The 20,230-nt window shown below is 61.3% G+C and carries 18 protein-coding genes; 7 read left to right on the top strand and 11 right to left on the bottom strand.

Translation table 11 applies throughout. The features are described from left to right. Positions 1–80 precede the first annotated feature (80 nt). The 8 genes from NCR35_RS24170 to ehuR all read right to left on the bottom strand — a co-directional run bounded on the left by NCR35_RS24170 (position 81) and on the right by ehuR (position 9,339). The gene (locus NCR35_RS24170) at positions 81–1,499 is read right to left on the bottom strand and encodes an aspartate aminotransferase family protein (RefSeq protein ID WP_250536438.1); all 1,419 of its coding nucleotides are present in this window, start codon (positions 1,497–1,499) and stop codon (positions 81–83) included. 44 nt (positions 1,500–1,543) lie between these two features. Beyond that, complete coding sequence (locus tag NCR35_RS24165) at positions 1,544–3,022, bottom strand: NAD-dependent succinate-semialdehyde dehydrogenase (protein WP_250536547.1); 1,479 nt, start codon at positions 3,020–3,022, stop codon at positions 1,544–1,546. A gap of 130 nt (positions 3,023–3,152) precedes the next feature. Then, positions 3,153–3,632, bottom strand: a complete 480-nt coding sequence (locus NCR35_RS24160) for an Lrp/AsnC family transcriptional regulator (RefSeq protein WP_250536437.1) — start codon at positions 3,630–3,632, stop codon at positions 3,153–3,155. Beyond that, positions 3,632–4,660, bottom strand: a complete 1,029-nt coding sequence (doeB, locus tag NCR35_RS24155; RefSeq protein WP_250536436.1) for a N(2)-acetyl-L-2,4-diaminobutanoate deacetylase DoeB — start codon at positions 4,658–4,660, stop codon at positions 3,632–3,634. Before doeB ends, NCR35_RS24160 begins: the two co-directional genes overlap by 1 nt. A gap of 4 nt (positions 4,661–4,664) precedes the next feature. Further along, positions 4,665–5,882: an ectoine hydrolase DoeA gene (gene doeA / locus NCR35_RS24150; protein ID WP_250536435.1), complete on the bottom strand. Its 1,218-nt coding sequence runs from the start codon at positions 5,880–5,882 to the stop codon at positions 4,665–4,667. 11 nt (positions 5,883–5,893) lie between these two features. After that, on the bottom strand, positions 5,894–6,898 hold the full coding sequence (locus NCR35_RS24145; RefSeq protein WP_250536434.1) for a cyclodeaminase: 1,005 nt from the start codon (positions 6,896–6,898) through the stop codon (positions 5,894–5,896). A gap of 5 nt (positions 6,899–6,903) precedes the next feature. Next, positions 6,904–7,866, bottom strand: a complete 963-nt coding sequence (gene eutB, locus NCR35_RS24140; protein ID WP_250536433.1) for a hydroxyectoine utilization dehydratase EutB — start codon at positions 7,864–7,866, stop codon at positions 6,904–6,906. 75 nt (positions 7,867–7,941) lie between these two features. Then, positions 7,942–9,339 (bottom strand): MocR-like ectoine utilization transcription factor EhuR, encoded by a 1,398-nt coding sequence (ehuR, locus tag NCR35_RS24135; RefSeq protein ID WP_250536432.1) that lies wholly within the window; start codon positions 9,337–9,339, stop codon positions 7,942–7,944. Positions 9,340–9,574: 235 nt separating this feature from the next. Here ehuR and ehuB point away from each other — a divergent pair, with 235 nt between their 5' ends. Genes ehuB through ehuA form a run of 4 tightly spaced genes read left to right on the top strand, consistent with a single transcriptional unit; the run spans position 9,575 to position 12,725 of the window. Next, positions 9,575–10,429 carry an ectoine/hydroxyectoine ABC transporter substrate-binding protein EhuB gene (gene ehuB, locus NCR35_RS24130; protein WP_250536431.1) on the top strand — a complete coding sequence of 285 codons (855 nt, stop codon included), beginning with the start codon at positions 9,575–9,577 and terminating at the stop codon, positions 10,427–10,429. Between the two features lie 49 nt (positions 10,430–10,478). Next, on the top strand, positions 10,479–11,162 hold the full coding sequence (gene ehuC / locus NCR35_RS24125; protein WP_250536430.1) for an ectoine/hydroxyectoine ABC transporter permease subunit EhuC: 684 nt from the start codon (positions 10,479–10,481) through the stop codon (positions 11,160–11,162). Then, the gene (gene ehuD, locus NCR35_RS24120) at positions 11,159–11,827 is read left to right on the top strand and encodes an ectoine/hydroxyectoine ABC transporter permease subunit EhuD (RefSeq protein WP_244851045.1); all 669 of its coding nucleotides are present in this window, start codon (positions 11,159–11,161) and stop codon (positions 11,825–11,827) included. The genes ehuC and ehuD overlap by 4 nt, the downstream gene beginning before the upstream one ends. A 52-nt stretch (positions 11,828–11,879) precedes the next feature. Then, positions 11,880–12,725: an ectoine/hydroxyectoine ABC transporter ATP-binding protein EhuA gene (ehuA, locus tag NCR35_RS24115; protein ID WP_502801717.1), complete on the top strand. Its 846-nt coding sequence runs from the start codon at positions 11,880–11,882 to the stop codon at positions 12,723–12,725. A 160-nt stretch (positions 12,726–12,885) separates the two neighbouring features. Here ehuA and NCR35_RS24110 read toward each other — a convergent pair whose 3' ends face one another. Beyond that, positions 12,886–13,755 carry a LysR family transcriptional regulator gene (locus NCR35_RS24110; protein WP_350029226.1) on the bottom strand — a complete coding sequence of 290 codons (870 nt, stop codon included), beginning with the start codon at positions 13,753–13,755 and terminating at the stop codon, positions 12,886–12,888. A gap of 119 nt (positions 13,756–13,874) precedes the next feature. Between NCR35_RS24110 and NCR35_RS24105 the strand changes: the two genes are divergently transcribed. Together NCR35_RS24105 and NCR35_RS24100 are read left to right on the top strand one after the other, a co-directional pair. After that, positions 13,875–15,266, top strand: coding sequence for an MFS transporter (locus tag NCR35_RS24105; protein WP_250536428.1), 1,392 nt, complete (start codon positions 13,875–13,877; stop codon positions 15,264–15,266). Between the two features lie 92 nt (positions 15,267–15,358). Further along, a complete protein-coding gene (locus NCR35_RS24100) occupies positions 15,359–16,477 on the top strand; it encodes an NAD(P)/FAD-dependent oxidoreductase (RefSeq protein WP_250536544.1) in 1,119 nt (372 codons plus the stop codon). Between the two features lie 83 nt (positions 16,478–16,560). Here NCR35_RS24100 and NCR35_RS24095 read toward each other — a convergent pair whose 3' ends face one another. Continuing rightward, a complete protein-coding gene (locus NCR35_RS24095) occupies positions 16,561–17,313 on the bottom strand; it encodes an aldolase (protein WP_250536427.1) in 753 nt (250 codons plus the stop codon). Between the two features lie 64 nt (positions 17,314–17,377). Continuing rightward, positions 17,378–18,697 carry an aspartate aminotransferase family protein gene (locus NCR35_RS24090; RefSeq protein ID WP_250536426.1) on the bottom strand — a complete coding sequence of 440 codons (1,320 nt, stop codon included), beginning with the start codon at positions 18,695–18,697 and terminating at the stop codon, positions 17,378–17,380. A gap of 173 nt (positions 18,698–18,870) precedes the next feature. Here NCR35_RS24090 and NCR35_RS24085 point away from each other — a divergent pair, with 173 nt between their 5' ends. Further along, on the top strand, positions 18,871–20,211 hold the full coding sequence (locus NCR35_RS24085; RefSeq protein ID WP_250536425.1) for an NAD(P)/FAD-dependent oxidoreductase: 1,341 nt from the start codon (positions 18,871–18,873) through the stop codon (positions 20,209–20,211). Positions 20,212–20,230: the final 19 nt, after the last annotated feature.

The raw sequence follows: 20,230 nt of genomic DNA, 5'->3' as shown, positions 1-20,230 counted from the left end.
ATGGAATAGCGACGCTTGTCGCAACTTCCATGACGGCTCATCGCACAACGAGCATGGGCGACGGCTGGCAGCCTTGCTGCTTAGAGCGTCGAGCTAGCCAACGCTGAGCCGATGACTTCGTTGGCGACCACATCGACTGCCTGCTTGACGATGCCGACGATCTCATCGACTTCCGCGCGCGTCGTGATCAGCGGCGGCGCAAAGCCGAGGATATCGCCGTGCGGCATCGCGCGCGCGATCACACCGCGTTCGAGCGCGGCGGCCGACACCTTCGGACCGACTTTCAACGCTGCGTCGAACGGCGTGCGGCTCTCTTTGTCCTCGATGAATTCGAGCGCCGCCAGCATGCCCGCGCCTCGCACTTCGCCAACGAGCGGATGTGAATCGAAGGCCGCGTGCAATTGCTGCTGCAGGTAGGCGCCGACATCGGCGGCGTTCTGGGTCAGCTTCTCGCGCTCGAGGATATCGAGGTTGGCGAGCGCCGCAGCCGCGCAGATGGGATGACCCGAATACGTCCAGCCGTGGCCCATCGGCCCGAACTCCTGCGAGCCTTTCTCGATGACGTCCCACACCTTCTCGCCGACGATCACGCCCGAGAGCGGCGCATACGCGCTCGTCAGGCCCTTCGCGATGGTGATGAGGTCCGGCTTGATGCCGAAGTGCTGGGCGCCCATCTTCGAGCCGAGACGGCCGAAGCCGCAAACGACTTCATCGGAGATCAACAGAATGTCGTGCTTGCTGAGTACTTGTTGGATCGCATCCCAGTAGCCTTGCGGCGGCGCGATGATGCCGCCCGTGCCCATCACCGGTTCGGCGATGAAGGCCGCGATGGTATCGGCGCCTTCCTTCGCGATCAGCTTTTCGAGTTCGTCCACGCAGTAGCCCGTGAATTGCGCTTCGCTCATGCCGGCCGGCGCCTTGCGATACCAATGAGGGCAAACGGTGTGCCTGATGCGTTCCACCGGCAAATCGAAGTGCTGGTGAAAGCTCGGCAGGCCCGTGAGACTTCCCGTCACGATTCCCGATCCATGGTAGCCGCGTTCCCGCGAAATGATTTTCTTCTTGTTCGGACGGCCGAGCACGTTGTTGTAATACCAGACGATCTTGACCTGCGTTTCGTTCGCATCCGATCCCGACATGCCGTAGTACACCTTCTTCATGCCTGCGGGCGACCAGTCGATGATGCGCGAAGACAGTTCGATGATTGCCTCGGTCGAGTGGCCCACGTACGTGTGGTAGTACGCGAGTTTCTTGGCCTGCTCATAGATGGCATCGGCCACTTCGGTCCGGCCATAACCGATATTCACGCAATAGAGGCCTGCGAAAGCATCGATGTAACTCTTGCCCTGATGATCTTCGATGCGAATGCCCTTCGCGCCCGTGATGAGCTTGCCTGGCAGCGCGCCGCTCGCGTGATCGTGGGCGTGCGTGGACGGGTGCATGAAATGCGCGCGGTCGTCGGCGAACAGTTGTTCGAGCGTTGGATGTTGTTGGCTCATGTGCTTCTCCTTGGATCTCGATTCGTGTCTTTGAGGAAGTCTCTTCAGGCTGCGCTCGTGAGCGGAAGCCCGAGGTTGCCGAGGCAAAAGTATTTGGTTTCGACGAAGGGTTCGAAGCCTTCCGCGCCACCCTCGCGTCCGAGTCCTGACGCTTTCATGCCACCGAAAGGAATCGGCGCGCCGGTGAACTTCACGCCGTTGACGGAAATCATCGCGAAGTCGAGCCGGCGGACCAACTGGAAGATGGTGTCAATGCGCGTTGCGCAGATGTATGCGGCCAAACCGTATTCGGTGTCGTTGGCACGGGCCACGACTTCATCGAGGCTATCGAAGGCGGACACCGCCGAAACCGGCGCGAAATTTTCCTCGTCGTAGATCCGCATGCCTGCCTCGGCTTCCGCAACGACGGTTGGTTCATAGAACCATCCGCCGCGCTCGTGCCGCTTTCCCCCGGTGACGATGCGCGCGCCGCGCGCTCTCGCGTCTTCGATACGCGCAACGGTCGCATCGAAAGCGGCCTGATGCATGAGCGGCCCTACGTCGACGTCCGTTTCGAATGCACTGCCGACCTTCAGCGCCTTCACTGCTTCGCTGTAGCGTTCGACGAAGTGCTCATAGACCGGACGTGCAACCAGAATGCGGTTGGCGGCGCAGCAATCCTGACCCGACGTCTGGAACTTCGCGCCTACCGCCACGCGCACGGCCTGTTCGATATCGGCATCGTGGGTCACGATAAACGGCGCGTTGCCGCCCAGTTCCAGTGCGAGTTTCTTGATGCCTGCCTGCGCCGCCGTTCGGGCAACGAGGCCGCCCACGCGCGTCGAGCCGGTGAAGCTGACGGCACGCACGCGCGTGTCGCTGACGAGCGTTTCCATCGCCATCTGAGGCTCGCCGATGACGACGTTGAAGACGCCCGCCGGAAACCCGGCTTCTTCCGCGAGTTGCGCCAGTGCGATGGCGGAGAACGGCGTCTCGTGCGCGGGCTTGACGACGACCGTGCAGCCCGCGGCAATCGCCGCAGCTGCCTTGCGCGTGATCATCGCGGCGGGGAAATTCCAGGGCGTGATGAGTGCGGCGACGCCGACAGGCTCCATTACGGTGCCGAGATGCGCGCCATCGATATGCGTCGGGATCGTGCGACCCGCCAGACGCTGCGCTTCGTTCGCGAACCAATCGACGAAGCTCGCCGCGTAGGCTATTTCGCCTTTCGATTCGGCAAGCGGCTTGCCTTGCTCCAGCGACAGAATGCCGGCGAGATCCGCCTGATGCCGCATGATGAGCTCATGCCAGCGCAACAGCATGGCGCTGCGCCTTTGCTGCGGCACCCAGCGCCATGACTGGAATGCGCGATCGGCTGCATCGACGGCGCTGACGATCTGCGGCTGATCGAGCATCGGAACATGACCGATCACCTTCTGATCCGCCGGATTCGTGACCGCGATCGATGCGGCGCTGTCGCTATGGACCCAGCGGCCGTCGATATAGCAGTGCGATTTGAAGAGTACGGGATGTCCGAGCAGCATGTCGAGGTCTCCGGTTGGAAAGATGCGTTCCATGTATCCACTTTAGGCTTCAGACGCTCCGGAATTTTTCGTTTCGACGCTATTCCGTTGATGTTTTTTCTGTTTGCTTGGCCATCTGCCTGCTGTTTTTTCAGAGCACCTCTTCAGCCCAGTCGGGTGGACCTTCGGCCACGTTCTTGACCACCTTGGTCACGATATAGGTGAAGTAACGTTCAATGCCGAGTTCTTCGACCAGCAACGAATCGATAAAACGCTGATAGTGATCGATGTCCCGCGAGACGACATGCAGCACATAATCGACGCCGCCGCCCGTCGCATAGCACTGCACGATTTCGGGCGCCGCGCTGACCCGCTCCTCGAAGCGGCGCATGTCGTGGGCGGTATGGCGCAAGAGCGACACTTCCACGACGATACGGCTGCCTTTGAAGGCAGCCGTCCAGTCGATGTCGGCGCGATAGCCTTTGACGAGACCGCTTTCCTCGAGCTTCTTGACACGTTCCCACGCAGGCGAGACCGAAAGATTCACCTCTTCTGCAAGACGGGATTTCGTCATGCGGCCATCCCGCGCGAGGATGCGCAGAATCGCGAGATCGTATCGGTCGAGCTTCATCACGCCGCGGGAACAGGAACATCGCGCTCGACGATCTCGGCGACGACCGCTACCGTATCGCCCAGTTGGACGAGACCGGGGAAGTGACGCGCCGCGAGCACTCCGGCGCGCTTCGCGGTGTATTCGACGGGCGCCGCGCCAGAGCGCGCGGTGCCATGAATGCGCGCGAGTACGTCGCCCGCTTGCACCATGTCGCCCAGATCGCGGCACATCTCCAGCAGGCCCGTATGTTCGCTCGTGGTGAAGCAGCTCGCGTCGGGCATATCCAGCAGCGTGGTCGTGCGCGCTTCGCCGCATTTAGCCGCCTGCCTTTCGACGATACCCGCCTGAGCGAGGAACCCGCGGACGCCGCGCTCTGCTATGGCAACACTTCTTGCCGTGGACGAACCGCCGCCGCCCAGTTCCGTCGACACGAACACCTTGCCTGCTTCTTCCGCCGCGCTGTCGTAAAGACCGGAACTGTCGAGTTCCAGCATGCGCATGGAATATGGCGCTCCGAACGCGCGCATGGCGGCCTCGCAGCGCGCCTGCTGTGCCGCATCTTCCAATACGTGGATGGCAGCGAATGGAAGAAAATCCAGCGTGCGGCCGCCCGCGTGAATGTCGAGCACGTAGTCCGCGAGCGGCAATAGATGACGCTGGAAATAATCGGCGATCTTCTCCGTCACCGTGCCGTCGGCTTTGCCGGGGAAGCTGCGATTGAGATTGCCTGCATCGATCGGCGATGTGCGTGTGCCTGCACAAAACGCGGGGTAGTTCATGAACGGCACGATGATGACCCGGCCGTTCACGTCCTCTGCCTTCAACGTCGATGCGAGCTTCGATAGCGCGATCGGCCCTTCGTACTCGTCGCCGTGATTGCCGCCCGTGAGCAGCGCAGTCGGTCCATCTCCGCGCTTGATGACAGTAACGGGAATCATCACTGCGCCCCATGCCGAATCGTTGCGCGAATACGGCAACTTCAGGAAACCGTGCTGAACACCGTCGGCGTCGAAGTCGACGGTCGGACTGATCGGTGACGCGCGCATCGTGCTACTCCTTCACGAACAATTTGCGGGGCGTATTGCAGAAGGTTTCGACGCCCGTATCGGTAATCAGGATGCTTTCCGTGATTTCGAGGCCCCAGTCGTCGAGCCATAGGCCCGGCATGAAGTGAAACGTCATGCCGGGTTCGAGGACAGTCTTGTCCCCGGGACGCAAGCTCATGGTGCGCTCGCCCCAGTCCGGCGGATAACTTGCGCCGATCGGATAGCCGCAGCGGCTGTCTTTTTCGATGCCCGATTTGCGCAGCACGGCAAAGAACGCATGAGCGATATCTTCGGTCTTGTTCCCCGGTTTCGCCGCAGCGAGGCCCGCTTCGATGCCTTCGATCACGGCCTTCTCGGCATCGATGAAATGCTTGGGCGGCTTGCCGAGATAAACGGTTCTGGACTGCGGACAGTGATAGCGTTTGAAGCAGCCGGCGATCTCGAAGAACGTGCCCGCGTTAGCCGAAAATGGCGAGTCGTCCCAGGTAAGATGCGGGGCCGCCGCATCGGAGCCGGTCGGCAGTAAAGGGACGATCGCGGGGTAATCGCCGCCGTGGCCTTCGATACCGGTGATGCCCGCCTCATAGATGTGCGCCACGAGGTCGCTCTTGCGCATGCCCGGCTCGACTTTCTCGAGAATGCGCGCGTGCATCTTCTCGACGATGCGCGCCGCCACGCGCATGTATTCGATCTCTTGCGGCGATTTCACTGCACGCTGCCAGTTGACGAGCGCCGTCCCATCGACGAATGTAGCGGCGGGCAAATGCTGTCTGAGCGACGCATAGGCCTTCGCGCTGAAGTAGTAGTTATCCATCTCGACGCCGATGCGCTTTCTGTCCCAGCCCCGTGCCGCGATGACTTCAGTGGACAAGTAATCCATCGGATGGCGCACCTGCGACTGCACATAGTGATCCGGGTACCCGACGATGTTGTCGTGCCCCATGAACACCGTGCGCTTCGCACCGTTGGCATCCTGCCCGCGTCCGTACCAGACGGGTTCGCCATCGGTTGCGAGCAGCACACACTGATGCACGTAGAAGGACCAACCATCGTAGCCCGTCAGCCACGCCATATTGGTCGGATCGGTCACGATCAAGAGATCGATGCCCGCCGTCTCCATCGCGCGCCGCGTCTTCGCGATGCGGGCAGCGTATTCGCTACGCTCGAACGGCAGGCGTACCGCAGGCGCCTCGCCTTCTCGTTGTTGCTTGATTTCGGACATCGTCCCGTCTCTCAGAGCGTCACGTCGTTGTGGAAAATGGTGCCTGCCTTCGCAGCGCGCGCCCGCTGCAGCGCAAGCGCCGCGATGGCGGTGTCCTGCGCGCCGGTGCCGGTCAGATCGCAAAGGGTGACTTGTTCGTCGCTCGTACGGCCGGGCGCTTGTTGCGCGATGACCTGTCCGAGCTCCGCGAACGATGCATCGGCTTCGACCACGCCTGCTGCGATGGCGTGATGCAGTTCGCCGAGCACGCGCGTTTGCTGGACGCGATCGCAAACATACAGTGCCTTCGCGAACACGTCGGGCGCAATCTCGTTCTTGTGCTCGGCATCCGAACCCATCGCGGTGATGTGCAAGCCGGGATGCAGATCGCGTGCATGAATCAGCGGCTCGCGGGTCGGCGTCGTCGTGATGGCGATATCGGCGTGTTCGAGCGCATCGCCGACCGTATCGGCCACATCGCACGGCAGACCCGTGCATTCGCGTGCGTATTGCGCTGCGTGGTCGCGCTCACGCGCCCACACGGTCACATGCTCGATCTCGCGCACAAGACGCAGCGCATCCAGTTGCAAGCGCGCCTGTTCTCCGGCGCCGATGATCGCCACACGCTTCGCATCGCGACGCGCGAGCCATCGCGCGGCCACCGCGCCCGCCGCCGCGGTGCGTACCGCGGTGAGATAGCCGTTGTCCAGCAACACCGCTTCGGTCAGTCCCGTCTGCGCGGACAAGACCAGCATCAGACCGTTCAGACTCGGCAGTCCCAGCGAGGGGTTATGGAAGAACCCCGGACTCACCTTGATGGCGAAACTCGAAAAGTCCGGCAAATAGGCGGTTTTTACGTCCACTTCGCCTGCGTGCCGTGCAATGTCGAGACGCAGGACGGGCGGCATGACAACCGCTTGGGTGGCCAGCGAACGGAACGCGGCCTCGACCTGCGCGATCGCATCGCGGTCGAGCGGCACGAGCTTGCGAAGTTGCGCTTGCGAGAGCAGAAGAGTGGATCGGTCGAGGGCGGACATGGAATTCACGCAGCTCCAATCAGACGGCGGTGTGTGTCGATATCGATGTTGCAGCCGCTGACGATGATCACGATGGGCCCTCGTGAACGCACATCGCCATCGAGCACGGCTGCGATGCCGACCGCCGCCGCCCCTTCGACGACGAGCCGCTCCTGGCGATATGCGTGCGCAATGCCGGCGGCAATCGATACCTCGTCGAGCAGAACGACGCGGTCGATCAACTCGCGGGTCATGGCAAAGGTATGCTGGTTATCGAGGCCGACGCCGCCGCCGAGCGAATCGGCGAGCGTTTCCAGTTCATCGACATAAACAGGCGCGCCTGCCTTCAGACTGGCATGCATGGCCGCGCCGCGTTGCATCGACACGCCGATCATTTCTGTCGCCGGCTGAATGCGCTTGGCCGCCAACGCGACGCCGCTGAACAATCCGCCGCCCGACAATGGCACCACGATAGCGGCGACATCCGGCAACGCTTCCAATATCTCCAAGCCGATGGTCGCTTGCCCCGCGATCACGCGCGCATCGTCGAAAGGCGGCACGAACGCATAGCCTTCCTCGCGTGCAAGACGTTGCGCCTCGAGCTGCGCATCGTCCTGACTTTTGCCGGCGATGACGACGCGCGCACCGAGCGCAGCGACCGCATCGACCTTGTTTTTCGGCACCAGCGAGGACATGCACACTGCCGCTTCGATACCGAGTGCGCGCGCGGCATGCGCGACGGCGCGGCCGTGATTGCCGGTGGATGCGGTCACGACGCGCTTGCATCCCTCATCGGCGATCTGCGCGAGCGCGTTGGTCGCGCCTCGCAGCTTGAAGCTGCCGGTGGGCTGGAGCGTTTCGAGCTTGAGATGCACAGGCACGCCCGCCACTTCGCTGAGCGACGCCGACTGCACGAGCGGCGTGACGAGCGCCCGCCCTGCAATGCGTTGGCGAGCGCGATAGACATCGGCGAGCGAAAGTGCGGACATATCGGCTTGGTTGCTGTTCGTTGATCGATGCAACCGAGTCTAATGTCCTAAAAAATCGATTTCGAATGTCCTAGTTCAATTGAAATCGTGCACGTGCGGATATTGTTCGAAGACCTCACGCATCGTTTCGACGGCCATGCGGAACGTGCGCTCACCGACTTCCGCGCCGACGCACAAGCGCACTGCATTGGGCCGCTCGGCGCCGCGCACGAGAAACGGATCGGGCGAAGTGACCGCGATGTTCCGGTTGCGCAATTCGCGCGTGATGCGCTCCGCTTGCCATTCGCCCGGTACGCGCAGCCATGCGGACAATGCATTCGGATGGCTGCCCAGCAGATATTCCCCAAGCAACTCGCGTACGACGCCCTGACGTGAGGCGAGCCGTTCGCGCTGGATATCCACGAGACGTTGCGCCGTGCCGTCCATGATCCAGCGCGAGGAGACTTCCGCTATCGGCGATGTCGCCATCCAGCAGCTCACGCGCAGCACGCTTTCGGCGCGCAACGCAAGACGGCGCGGCACGGTCATGAAGCCCGTACGCAGACCGCTCAACACGGACTTGGTCATGCTGGTGCAATAGAACGCGAGTTCGGGAATGAGACTCGCAATGGGCGTCTGCGTCTTGGCCAGCAGCGCGCCGTATACATCGTCTTCGATGACATACACGCCATACCGCTCGGCGATCCGCGCGATCGCACGGCGGCGCGCGTCAGGCATCAGCGCGACGGTAGGATTGTTCAGCGTCGGCGTGCACACGAGCGCGCTGACACGTTCGCTGTCGCAGACTTCTTCGAAATGTTCGGGCCGTATGCCGTGCTCGTCGATTTCCAGACCCTTGAGCGTAAACCCCAGGACGTTTGCGGAGCCGATGACACCGTGATCCGTGAGGCTTTCGCATAACACGGTATCGCCTGGACCGACAGTCGATGCCAACGCCAGGAAAATGGCATGCGCGGCTCCGTTGGTCACGAGCAAGGAGTCGACGCTCGCCGGCATGTTGAGCGTCGCGAGCCATTCGACGCCCGCCTGGCGATGGTTCTCGAACCCGGCAATGGGCCTGAAAGCGCGAATCCACGGTTGGTCTTCGATGGTCGACAAGGTCGCGCAGACCTTGCGCCACATCGCATCGTGCTCGGGCGTGTGGACGATACGCGCGATCGAAAAATCGACCACGGAGCGCTCGGCGGTATCGAGCATGTATTTGGACATGGTCTCCGTCACGCGCGCCGTGACGAAGCTACCGCGTCCGACTTCGCATCGGATCAGGCCTTGCCTTTCCAATTCCTTATAGGCGTTAGTGACCGTCTGGACACTGATTTTCAGATCCGCCGCCACGTCGCGCTGCGGCGGCAGACGCGCGCCCGAAGCGAGCGTGCCGCTTTCGATGTCCGCCGCCATGGCCTTGACGAGCCGCTTGTATTTCGATTGCACGCCCTGCACGCTGCGCACGGCGTCGCGCCATCGTCCGTTCACGTCGCTGCTCCCTCGATGCCCGATTAGTTTCCGCACGTGCCCAATAGTGGCGCAAAACTACCCTGGAAAATAATTGTCCTAGAGCAATCGGAACATATATATGGCTTTGTATTCTGCGTTCGTGGCTGCGTTGCAAGGCGGTCTCAGGCACCTGAGGCTTAAGGGTTTTCTCCCATATCGCGACGTCATGCGGCCTCATTTCTGCAAGCTAAGACACCATACGAACGGGATTAATATGAAGACGAAGCGACTGTCTGGCATTCTGGTAGCGGCTTGCGTCGCAATGGCGAGCTTCACGGGCTATGCGGCGAGCGCAGGCGCTGAAACGACGCTGCAGCGCATTCAGCGCACGGGCGAAGTCCGCATCGGCTACGCGAACGAAACACCCTTTGCCTTCACGACAGCCGACGGCACGGTGACGGGCGAATCGCCCGAGATCGCCAAGAAGGTGTTTGCCAAACTTGGCGTCAAGAAGGTCGATGCGGTGCTCACCGAATGGGGCGCCTTGATTCCGGGTCTCAAGGCGGGCCGCTTCGATGTAATCGCGGCCGGCATGTACATCACGCCGGAACGATGCAAGCAGGTTGCTTTCGCTGACCCGCAGTACCAGATTCCAGACACGCTGCTGACCATGAAGGGCAATCCGAAGAAGCTCCACAGCTATGCGGATGTCGCGAAGCAACCGGACGCGAAGCTCGCGGTGATGGCGGGAACAGCGGAACTCGGCTATGCGCGCGAAGCCGGCATCAAGGACGATCAGATTCTGCAGGTGCCCGACACGACCGCGCAGCTTCAGGCCGTGCGCGCTCGCCGGGCGGATGCCGCTGTCGGCACCGCGCTGACCATGAAAGGCCTTGCCTCGAAGGGTGGACCGCAAGTCGAAGCCATCGGCCAGTTCAACGACGACCCTAAGCACACCGGTTATGGCGCGCTAGCCTTCCGTCCCGAAGACACCGACTTGCGTGATGCCGTGAACAAGGAACTGCATGCGTGGCTCGGCACGGACGATCATCTGAAGACGGTCGCGCCGTTCGGCTTCGACAAGTCCAATCTGACAACGAAGAAAGCACCCGAACTCTGCGCCGGCTGACTCTGGCATCGAGGCGCGTGCCGCTTGAATCCATGAGCGAGGAAATGTCATGAGTGACCTCAATGAGCTTCTGCCCTTGATGATGCAGGGCACGCTCGTCACGATCCAGATCGCCATCTTCAGTATCCTGCTCGCGATCATCATGGCGAGCGTCGCCACTGTGATGCGCGCCGCGCCATGCCGGCTGCTGAGATGGACCGGCAACGCCTATGTCGAGATTTTTCGCGGCACGTCGCTGCTCGTGCAATTGTTCTGGCTGTTCTTCGTTCTGCCCCTGCCGCCGTTCAGCCTGAAGTTGACGCCGTTCACGGTCGCGATCGTCGGGCTTGGCCTGCATTACGGCGCGTACGGTTCCGAGATCTTGCGCGGCGCATTGCGGTCGGTCCCGGGCGGGCAGTATGAAGCGGCGCTTGCACTGAACATGCCGGCATCGGCAAGGCTGCGCCGGATCGTGCTGCCTCAGGCGATGATCAATGCACTGCCGCCCGCGACCAATCTGATGATCGAGTTGCTCAAAGGCACGTCGCTCGTGTCGCTCATCACGCTGTCCGATCTGACTTTCCGCGCGCGCCAGCTCGACGAAGCGACCTTCAAGACCGCCGAGATCTTCGGGCTCACCTTGCTCATCTACTTCGTGCTTGCGCAGATCATCGCCACCGTGATGCGCTATTTCGAGCGACGTGTCAGCAGTCACGTGGCGGTGCGTCGTGCCGTTCCGAGGGCCGCGTCATGACCACCATCAGCCAACTGTTCGATGTGAAATATGCACTGCATATCCTCCCCGAACTCGCGCGCGCAGCGACATACACCATCGGCATCACGCTGGTGGGCTTCGCCATTGCGCTGGTTTTGGGCCTCGTGCTCGCCATTCTGCGGCGCAGCGACATGGCGCCCGTTGCAAGGACCACGGCCTTCTTCATCGAGTTCATACGCAGCACGCCCTTGCTGATTCAAGTGTACGTGCTGTTCTATGTGGCGCCGCTCTATGGCCTGACGATGTCGGCGCTGACAGCCGGGACGATCGGCATTGCGGTTCACTACGCCTGCTACGTGTCGGAGGTGTATCGCGCGGGGCTGAACGGAGTTGCGCGCGGGCAATGGGAAGCGTCGTGCGCGCTCTCGCTCTCGCCGTGGCGCACGTATAGCGGCGTCATTCTTCCGCAGGCCATACGTCCGGTGATTCCCGCGCTCGGGAACTATCTCGTCGCGATGTTCAAGGACACGCCTGTGCTATCCGCGATCACGGTCGTGGAACTCATGCAGCAGGCGAAGAATATCGGCTCGGAGACCTTCCGGTATCTGGAGCCGATCACCATGACCGGCATCTTCTTTCTCATCATCAGCGTGACCTTCGCCTCGGGCGTGCGTCACCTCGAACGACGCGTGCGCTTGCCGTGATGCAGGACGCGACGCGTGCTGAACACTCGAACCCGGCGGACGGCGCACGGAAATGGATCTTCAGGAGCAGCAGATGAAACGAGACCTCGACCCCGCATTTGGCGCAGCGGCCGGCGCCAATGCCGACGCGCCGATCGTGCGCTTTCGGAACGTGACGAAACGCTATGGCGCATTGACCGTGCTGGATGGCCTCGACCTCGACATTGCCCGCAATGAGAAAGTGGCAATCATCGGGCCGAGCGGTTCGGGAAAATCCACGCTGCTGCGCGTGCTGATGACGCTCGATCCGCTGACCGATGGCGTCATCGAAGTCGATGGCGAACCGCTGACCCATGAAATGCGCGATGGAAAGCTGACACCCGCGTCGCCGCGGCACGTTCGCAAGGTGCGCAGCAAGATCGGCATGGTGTTTCAGAGCTTCAATCTCTTCCCTCATATGACGGCCTTGCAGAACACCATAGAGGCGCCGATTAGCGTACTGGGCCTGTCGAAAAAAGAAGCCACCGAACGCGCGCGCGAACTCTTGTCGATGGTCGGCCTCGAAGAGAAATGCAACCACTATCCGTCACAGCTGTCGGGCGGGCAGCAGCAGCGCGTTGCCATTGCCCGCGCACTTGCAATGCGTCCGAAGGTCATGCTCTTCGACGAAGTGACCTCTGCGCTCGATCCGGAACTCTGTGGGGAAGTGCTGAGTGTGATCCGCCGTCTTGGCGCGGAGCATGACCTGACGATGCTCATGGTGACCCATCAAATGGGGTTCGCCAGGGATTTCGCGGATCGCGTCTGCTTCTTCTCTGCAGGCAAGATTATCGAGCAGGCGCCGCCGCAATTGTTTTTCTCCGCGCCGCAGCATGAGCGGACGCAGCAGTTTCTACGTGCGGTGACGGAGGCGCTTTGAAGGCCGCCTCCCTCAACCGGAGCTTGGGGAAGATGCGTTGCCCAAGAAGATGAGCGTGACAGACCGTACCGGCAGCGCCGGCAAGACGAAGCAGCTAAGCGCCAAAGCCAGTATTGCCGAGAGATACATCCTCGTCGTCTGACTCCATTTGTCGCCTCAGTCATGTCACGGCAGCGAGAGCCATCTCGATGAGCTGCTGCTGTTCTGCAGTGGCATCCATACTGTGTTTACGCAAAATCATGAATAGGGAAATCGGATCGGGCGGATCCAACGCGATCTGATGGACCGTACATCCGGTTTCCTTGACCAATGGCTTCGCCAAGAAACTGGGTACTACGGCCCAAGCTCCGTTTCGCAACATCGGCGCCAACATATGTGCTTTCTCGACCCAGTTCACGTGCCGCAACAACCCGCGCCGAACGCGCCATAAGTCGAACTGAGGCGACCACGGCAAATGAATTTCTCGGGATGGATCGAGATCCGCCATGTCGAGAGCCTCGGGCAACGGGACCGTCCCCGACGAAGCATGGACCACAAGCATCGCGTAGTCGCGGATCTTCGTTGCAACGAGATCGACGTGGTCGGATGGCGTCAGAGTGAAGGCCACGTCCAAGTGGCCAGAAGCGACGCGGTTCGCAAGCTGGAAATAGCGCGAGCTTTCCATGTGCAGTCGGACGGGCGGTGTCGCATCGCGGAGCGCAGCGACAAACGGGGGAAGCACGTTGATTGCGACGGCGTCCACCGAACCGACAGCAAGGTGCCGAACCTGGTTGGCCTGAAGTTGCTCGGCCTCCACTTCCAGCATCTTCCACCGTTCAGCGATGTCGAGAAAACGCTCACCTGCGGAGGTCAGTGAGATCCCCCGCGCTCCCCTCGAGCGCCGCAACAGAGGCTGCCCTATCCGGCGCTCCAGTGACTGGATGCGATAGGAGACCGTCGACTGTGTCGTAGATACGATCTCGGCCGCCTGAAGCAGACTCCCCGACCGCACCACCGCCAGGAAAGTATTGATCTCCTCGCTGAACAGCATATCGAGCCCTTCGATATTTGATAAATAAATTCCGACGTTGACCGATATTGTGCCCGACCTTAGCTTAGTCGAACAGGAAAGAGTTTCGTACTGGTTCGATAACGTCTGGAGACGCGCGTATGGCAAAGGCACTCGTCGGCATCGAAGAATTACCTACGAACGGCTTCCATAAAAGGATTGCCATCGTGGCGGCTGGCGGGCCGTTCTGTGACGGCTACCTGCTAGGGATCATCGTCGTAGCGCTGCCGTTCATAGCCAAGGACCTTGCTCTAAGCGCGGTCCAGATCGGCCTGATCGGCGCGTCGAGTCTCATTGGCATGTTCCTCGGCGGCGTGGTTTTCGGACCCATGACGGACCGCTTCGGCCGCCAGAAGATGTATGTGCTGAATCTTGCTGTATTCGTTATCTGTTCACTCGCGCACCTGTTCGTGCATGACATGACGACGCTGTTTGTCCTTCGCTTCGTTATGGGGGTTGCGCTCGGGGCGGACTATCCCATTGCGACCGCACTCGCAGCTGAATTCCTGCCACGGAAGCTCCGCGGGCCGGTGCTCGCGAGTCTCGTTCTTTTGCTCTGGGTCGGATACACCCTGAGCCTTGCAACGGGTTTAATCATCAATGGCAGCGAAAGCGGCGTATGGCGCTACGTTCTTGCAAGTGCTGCTATCCCCTCGGCGGTTTTCTTATTGCTGCGCCTCAACATCCCCGAGTCGCCGCGATGGCTGATCTCCGCAGGACGCGTAGAGGCGGCCCGTCGTATCGTGACACAACATCTTGGGCCGCTCGTCGACTTCGATGCGCTCGTTGCCGAAACACGCGTTAGCACTACCCGGCGTGGCATGGGATTGTCCAAAATCCGCGAACTGCTTTCGCGGGGCTACGGACGTATGCTGCTGTTCTGCTCGATCTTCTGGATGTGTCAGATCGCGCCTTCCTTTGCAATCAAAACTTTTCAGCCGATGCTGTTGCAGTCGCTCGGGGTAACGCAGCCGCTCGCCGGATCGCTCGTGATCATTTCGTTTGCGATCGTCGGAACTGCAATCGGCATGTTCGTCGTCAACCGCATCGGCAGGCGCACGCTTTGTCTCGCATCGTTCGTTCTTGCAACGCTCGCACTCTTTCTTCTGGCGACGCCGATGTCGAGCATTGGCACGATTGCAATCGGTCTGTTCATTCTCTTCACCGTGGCCGAAGCTGCCGGTTCCGGGCTGCAATTCATCTACCCGAATGAGGTTTTCCCGACTGATCTTCGTGCAACCGGCATGGGACTCGCGATGTCTGCGAGCCGCATAGGCGCCGCGGCTGGAACATTCCTTCTGCCTACAGTGCTCGTGCGCTTTGGAAGCGCTACTGGGCTGCTCATCGCGGGCGGGATCAGCCTGATCGGCCTGCTTGTATCCGTTCGCATGGCTCCCGAGACACGTAACGCGTCGCTTGGCGCGGTGAACACTCAGGGCGGGGAAACGAGCGTCGGCGAACGCTCACTGCAGCGAAGAGAAGCTCGCAGCTGATGCGCAGGGACGCCGTACATCTCTACGCCGTACATCTCCAAGGCACGTCAGTCACAGCAACTTACAGTCACAGCAACTCACAGCTAATCTCTATGAATTCCGCACCTAAAGTCGTAATCGTCGGCGCTGGCATTATCGGCACGACGCTCGCTTATGATTTCGTGAAGCGCGGCGCGCGCGTCACCGTGCTGGACAAGAACGAAGTCGCTAAAGGCGCCACGTCGGGATCATTCGCGTGGATAACGAACCAGACGAAGTTCCGCAACGCGGACTCGCTCGGCGAGCGTGATGCGCAGCACTACTTCAATCTGCATCGACTGTCGCATCTGCGCTGGCGTTACCTGCAAAGCGAAATCGACGGTCTGCCGATCCGCTGGTCGGGGTGCATTCAGAGTGCCGAGCCCGGCACTGAGGCAGCACTGGAACTCGCGGCTGAACTGGACCGGCGCCAGCGCTGGGGCAGCCCGACGCACCGCGTCACCGCGGCCGAGGCACGCGAGATAGAGCCGGGGTTCGAACCGGGAGCGGAGACAGACATCCTGTACACGCCCGACGAAGGAATGATGTCCCCGGTGCAACTGACGTCGAAGTTGCTCGAAGCTGCGGTCGCACGCGGGGCTGAGTACTCCCCACACGATGCGTATCGAGGCTTCTCGAAGACAGGCAGCGGTTATGTGATACAGAGTGAGCGCGGCAAGCGCGATGCCGATGTTCTTATCTTCGCGGGCGGCATCGAGAACCCGGCACTCGTCGAAGGTACGCGGCTTAAGGCCCCGCTCGTTCACAGCACAGGGAGCGTCGTTCATCTCGGGCCGTTGCCACGCATTTTCGATTCGGTGATTCTTGGCGCGCATGTTCACGCGATCCAGCGCATCGACGGTCGCGTGGTAATCGCAAAGCACTTCTCGGGTTCGCCCGTTGGCGATCCGAGCACGCCCGACCCCGAAGAACTCGTACGTGTAGCGGCGCGAGTGCTTCCGGGCTTGAAGAACGCCGTTGTCGAGAAAGTCACCGAAACGCGGCGCGTCATTCCCGCTGACGGACTGCCCGTCGTGAGCCGTGACGAAGCGTTGCCAGGCGTGCTTTCCATCACGACGAATGCAGGCATCAGTCTTGCCGCCGCACTGTCGCAGCTCATCACAACCGAATTGCTCGACGGCGCGACGGTCAGCCTATTGGACCCTTATCGCTCGGACCGTTTTGCCGCCTAGGCCATCCTTGTGAGCCCGCCGAAGTCGGCGGGCATCGAGGGCCTTCTGCTGAAGCGCCAGCGTCGGCTATCAGCCGAATGTGTTCACGCGGCGTAATCCACAGCAAGACGGTCGAGATGGCGTTTGATGCTGGCAAGGTGCAAACGCCCGGCCACCGGCCCGAACGACGACCACTGCTTCGACGTCCGGGCGGCCGTCTCTTCGGCAACGCGGCTCAAACGGCCTTGCGTGCATCGCGCCATGTACTCGTTCTGACAGGCGCGCTCGAGATAATACAGATCGTCCCAGGCTTCTCCAATGGATGCGCCAACGACGATCACGCCATGATTCCGAAGAAACGCAATGCTGGCATGTCCCATGATGGAGGCTATGCGATCGCCTTCGCCGGGGTCGAGGGCGAGTCCGTTGTACTCGTCATCGACGGCAATGCGACCGAAGAATTTCAAGGATGCCTGGCTTGTCCACGAAAGCGGCGCGCCCTCGATGGAACACAGGGCTGTCGCGTAAGGCATGTGCGTATGGAAGCAGGCCTTCGCCGACGGATGCAGCACATGAATGCGCGCGTGGATATGGAACGCGGTGCGCTCAGGCTCGCCCAGGCCGTCGAGAACGTTTCCTTCAAAGTCGCAAATGAGCAATCGCGACGCCGTGATCTCCGAGAACGACAGGCCAAGAGGGTTCACGAAGAACAGCGACGGATGCCCCGGTACGACAGCAGACAGATGGTTGCAGATGCCTTCGTGCATACCGAGTTCGGCGGCCATGCGAAAGCAGGCGGCCAGGTCGATGCGCGCTTGGACGATTGCGGGCGCGGTGAAATCAAACGGTCGATGCATCGTCGCTCCTTGCGGCAGTGTCAGGACGAGACGGCAGCGGCCGGCTCCCCGTTCTTCTCTCCTCTCAATGCAGTCCGGCGACGTGGGCGATTGCGTCGTCGGCTGCCTGGAGGATCTGGAGAATATCCGCGTCGGTCATCGGCGTCGACAGCGCCATGAGTCCGTAGCTTGCCGAAAGCACGCCGCGGTTCAGCAGGGCGAGGTTGAACTGGCCGAGCATGCCGGCTTCGTCCGGTAACGGAAACGCGCTTCGGTAGTCGATGACCTCGCGCGCGGTGAAGTGCACTTTCAAAAGCGAACCTGCGCCGACTGCCTTGCCCTTTACACCATGTCTTTCGAAGGATGCGTTGAACCCGGCGCGAACGCGCTCGCCGATCTCATCGAGTCGGGCAAACGCTTGTGCATCGAGCAGGCGGAGCGCGGCAATGCCGGCGCGCATAGAGATGGGGTTCGCGGAGAACGTGCCGCCATGCGGAAGCGCCGGCTTTCCGTTCGACGGATCGAAGACATCCATCACATCCCGCCGCCCACCCACCGCTCCAACGGGGAAGCCGCCGCCGATGACTTTGCCGAAGGTGGTCAAATCCGCCTCGACGTCCCATAGAGGTTGCGCGCCGGCATGGCCCAGCCGGAACGAGATCACTTCGTCGAATATGAGCAACGCGTCGATCTCGCGAGTCGCTTCTCGTAGCGCCTGGATATAGCTCTTCGTCGCAGGCACCAGACCCGCCCGGTTCGGCATGGGATCGACCAGCACCGCGGCAAGCTGTCCCCTGTGGGCGCGAATAAGCTCGCGCGCTGCCTCCGGATTGTTGAACGGCAGCACCACGATGTCGTCTGTCACGCCGCTCGGGGTGCCTTGCGCATAGGCAATGGAGGCCGGCGCGCCGTTGCCCCAGTTGCCCGGATTGGGGTCCAAACTGACCTCCGCATAGTCGTACGACCCGTGATAGGCGCCTTCGACCTTCGCGATCTTGGGGCGGCCAGTGAAGGCTCGCGCCGCCTTCATCGCCATCATTACGGCTTCCGTTCCGGAGTTCGTAAAGCGCACGGTCTGCACTGAGGCAACGCGCTGAACCAGCATCTCCGCGAGTTCGACCTCGGACTCCGTGGGCAGCCCGAAACAGGTGCCGAGTTCGAGTTGCCTGCGCACCGCCTCGTTGATAACCGGATGAGCGTACCCGTGGATCTGCGACGTGAAGTTGTTGATGCAATCGATGCGCTCATCCCCGTCCAGATCCCAGACGCGGCAGCCCTGCCCGCGCGCCGCATAGAGCGGATATGGCTTCATGTACACGGTCGTTCTCGTATTGCCGCCCGGCAACGAGCGTTTGGCTTGCTCATGAAGCAACCTCGACGCCGACAGATCCGATGGGTAAAGCATCACCTAGCTCCTATTCCGATTTTCGGAATGATATTTCGATATATGTTAATGCTACCACTTGAAGCTCGGTCGAAGCAAAGCGTTGTTTGCCGATTGACAGCGGAAAATCCATCGCCCACACTTTATACAGAAATCGAGAAGGTATTCCGTAATTCGGAACGAACAGGGGAGCAATGGTGGCAATTCAGAAGCAGGTCGACCCTGCGACGGCCGCGAGCGTGGCGGCCGACCCATACTGGTGGAAGGCCGCGCCACTCGCGGCCGACGAAGGTGCTGACAACACGTTGCCTTCCCGTGCGGACGTCGTCGTGATCGGCTCGGGGTTCACCGGTCTCAATGCAGCGTTGACTATTGCCCGAGGCGGCAGGTCCGTCGTTGTCGTCGAAGCTCGGGCATTAGGTCATGGCGCAAGTACACGGAACGCCGGTTTCGTCAGCCGCGCCTTCAAGCACAGCTTCCAAAGCATCGTGAGCAAATACGGGCTGACGTTTGCGAAAAATCTCTACGGAGAGCTGGATGCGGCCGCGCGCTCGGTGGAGACACGCATCCGCGATGAGAACATCGACTGCCTCATGAAGGCCAACGGCCGGTTCATGCCTTCGGCAAGCGAAACTCATCTGACCGAGATGCTTCGCGATCTGGAAATGCAGCGCAAACATCTGGGCTTCGAGTTCACAGCCGTCTCGCGCGCGGGGGTGGCCGACGAACTGGGAACCGACCGCTATGTAGGCGGCGCGGTCATTCACGGATTGGGAGGGCTTCATCCGGGCCTGTATCACGCCGGACTGCTCCGTTCAGCCAGGGCGGCCGGCGTCACGCTGAAGAGCTTCACGGAGGTCACGGCTGTGCACGGCGAGCAAGGACACTTCGATGTTTCGACATCGTCCGGCTCGATCAAGTGTCGCGACGTTGTTATCGGCACGAACGGATACACGCGCGGACTTCTGCCCTGGCTGGACCGGCGGCTCATTCCGTTCGATGCCTTCATGATCGCCACGCGTCCTCTATCCGGCGCGGAGATGCGGCTGGCCCTCCCCGGCGGCAAGGTGGCCATCGACTCGAACCATAACGCGCTCTTCATTCGCCCTTCGCCGGACGGCACGCGCGTCCTGTTCGGCGGTTTGACGGGTTCTCGGCCAGGTCCGGCGGCTCAGAAGGGCGAGCGACTATCCAGGATTCTCGGCGGTCTCGTGCCCTCTCTGGCCGGGACCGCCATCGATCACAGCTGGACCGGCAAGTGCGCGGCGACGTTCGATCTCTTCCCGCACATGGGCTGCCACCGAGGCATTTACTTCGCTGCGGGCTATTGCTTCGTCGGCATCCCGATGGGCACGTATCTCGGGACGAAGATCGGTCAGGCGGTCCTGGGCCAGCGTGAAGCCGCGAGCATCTTCGCGGACAAGTCTTTCCGCACTCTTCCCTTCTATAACGGACAGCCCTGGTTCGTGCCGCTCGTCACCCGTTACTGGCAGTCACTGGACTCGCGTACACGGTCGGGCGTTCTCGCGTCGTAAAAACCCGCAACAACCTGGA

The organism is Caballeronia sp. AZ10_KS36, from assembly GCF_023631105.1.
Classification (GTDB): Bacteria; Pseudomonadota; Gammaproteobacteria; order Burkholderiales; family Burkholderiaceae; genus Caballeronia.
The sequence above is the reverse complement of the archived record's forward strand: the minus strand, read 5'-3'. Positions and strand labels throughout refer to the sequence as shown.

What these genes read in the sequence shown, in the direction of transcription:
- NCR35_RS24160 (WP_250536437.1), bottom strand. Translation starts at nt 3,632, where the DNA reads ATGAAGCTCGACCGATACGATCTCGCGATTCTGCGCATCCTCGCGCGG.
- NCR35_RS24100 (WP_250536544.1), top strand. Translation starts at nt 15,359, where the DNA reads ATGAATTCCGCACCTAAAGTCGTAATCGTCGGCGCTGGCATTATCGGC.
- NCR35_RS24145 (WP_250536434.1), bottom strand. Translation starts at nt 6,898, where the DNA reads ATGTCCGCCCTCGACCGATCCACTCTTCTGCTCTCGCAAGCGCAACTT.
- NCR35_RS24105 (WP_250536428.1), top strand. Translation starts at nt 13,875, where the DNA reads ATGGCAAAGGCACTCGTCGGCATCGAAGAATTACCTACGAACGGCTTC.
- doeA (WP_250536435.1), bottom strand. Translation starts at nt 5,882, where the DNA reads ATGTCCGAAATCAAGCAACAACGAGAAGGCGAGGCGCCTGCGGTACGC.
- NCR35_RS24090 (WP_250536426.1), bottom strand. Translation starts at nt 18,697, where the DNA reads ATGCTTTACCCATCGGATCTGTCGGCGTCGAGGTTGCTTCATGAGCAA.
- ehuA (WP_502801717.1), top strand. Translation starts at nt 11,880, where the DNA reads ATGGATCTTCAGGAGCAGCAGATGAAACGAGACCTCGACCCCGCATTT.
- NCR35_RS24110 (WP_350029226.1), bottom strand. Translation starts at nt 13,755, where the DNA reads ATGCTGTTCAGCGAGGAGATCAATACTTTCCTGGCGGTGGTGCGGTCG.
- NCR35_RS24085 (WP_250536425.1), top strand. Translation starts at nt 18,871, where the DNA reads ATGGTGGCAATTCAGAAGCAGGTCGACCCTGCGACGGCCGCGAGCGTG.
- eutB (WP_250536433.1), bottom strand. Translation starts at nt 7,866, where the DNA reads ATGTCCGCACTTTCGCTCGCCGATGTCTATCGCGCTCGCCAACGCATT.
- ehuD (WP_244851045.1), top strand. Translation starts at nt 11,159, where the DNA reads ATGACCACCATCAGCCAACTGTTCGATGTGAAATATGCACTGCATATC.
- doeB (WP_250536436.1), bottom strand. Translation starts at nt 4,660, where the DNA reads ATGCGCGCGTCACCGATCAGTCCGACCGTCGACTTCGACGCCGACGGT.
- NCR35_RS24165 (WP_250536547.1), bottom strand. Translation starts at nt 3,022, where the DNA reads ATGCTGCTCGGACATCCCGTACTCTTCAAATCGCACTGCTATATCGAC.
- NCR35_RS24170 (WP_250536438.1), bottom strand. Translation starts at nt 1,499, where the DNA reads ATGAGCCAACAACATCCAACGCTCGAACAACTGTTCGCCGACGACCGC.
- ehuB (WP_250536431.1), top strand. Translation starts at nt 9,575, where the DNA reads ATGAAGACGAAGCGACTGTCTGGCATTCTGGTAGCGGCTTGCGTCGCA.
- ehuC (WP_250536430.1), top strand. Translation starts at nt 10,479, where the DNA reads ATGAGTGACCTCAATGAGCTTCTGCCCTTGATGATGCAGGGCACGCTC.
- NCR35_RS24095 (WP_250536427.1), bottom strand. Translation starts at nt 17,313, where the DNA reads ATGCATCGACCGTTTGATTTCACCGCGCCCGCAATCGTCCAAGCGCGC.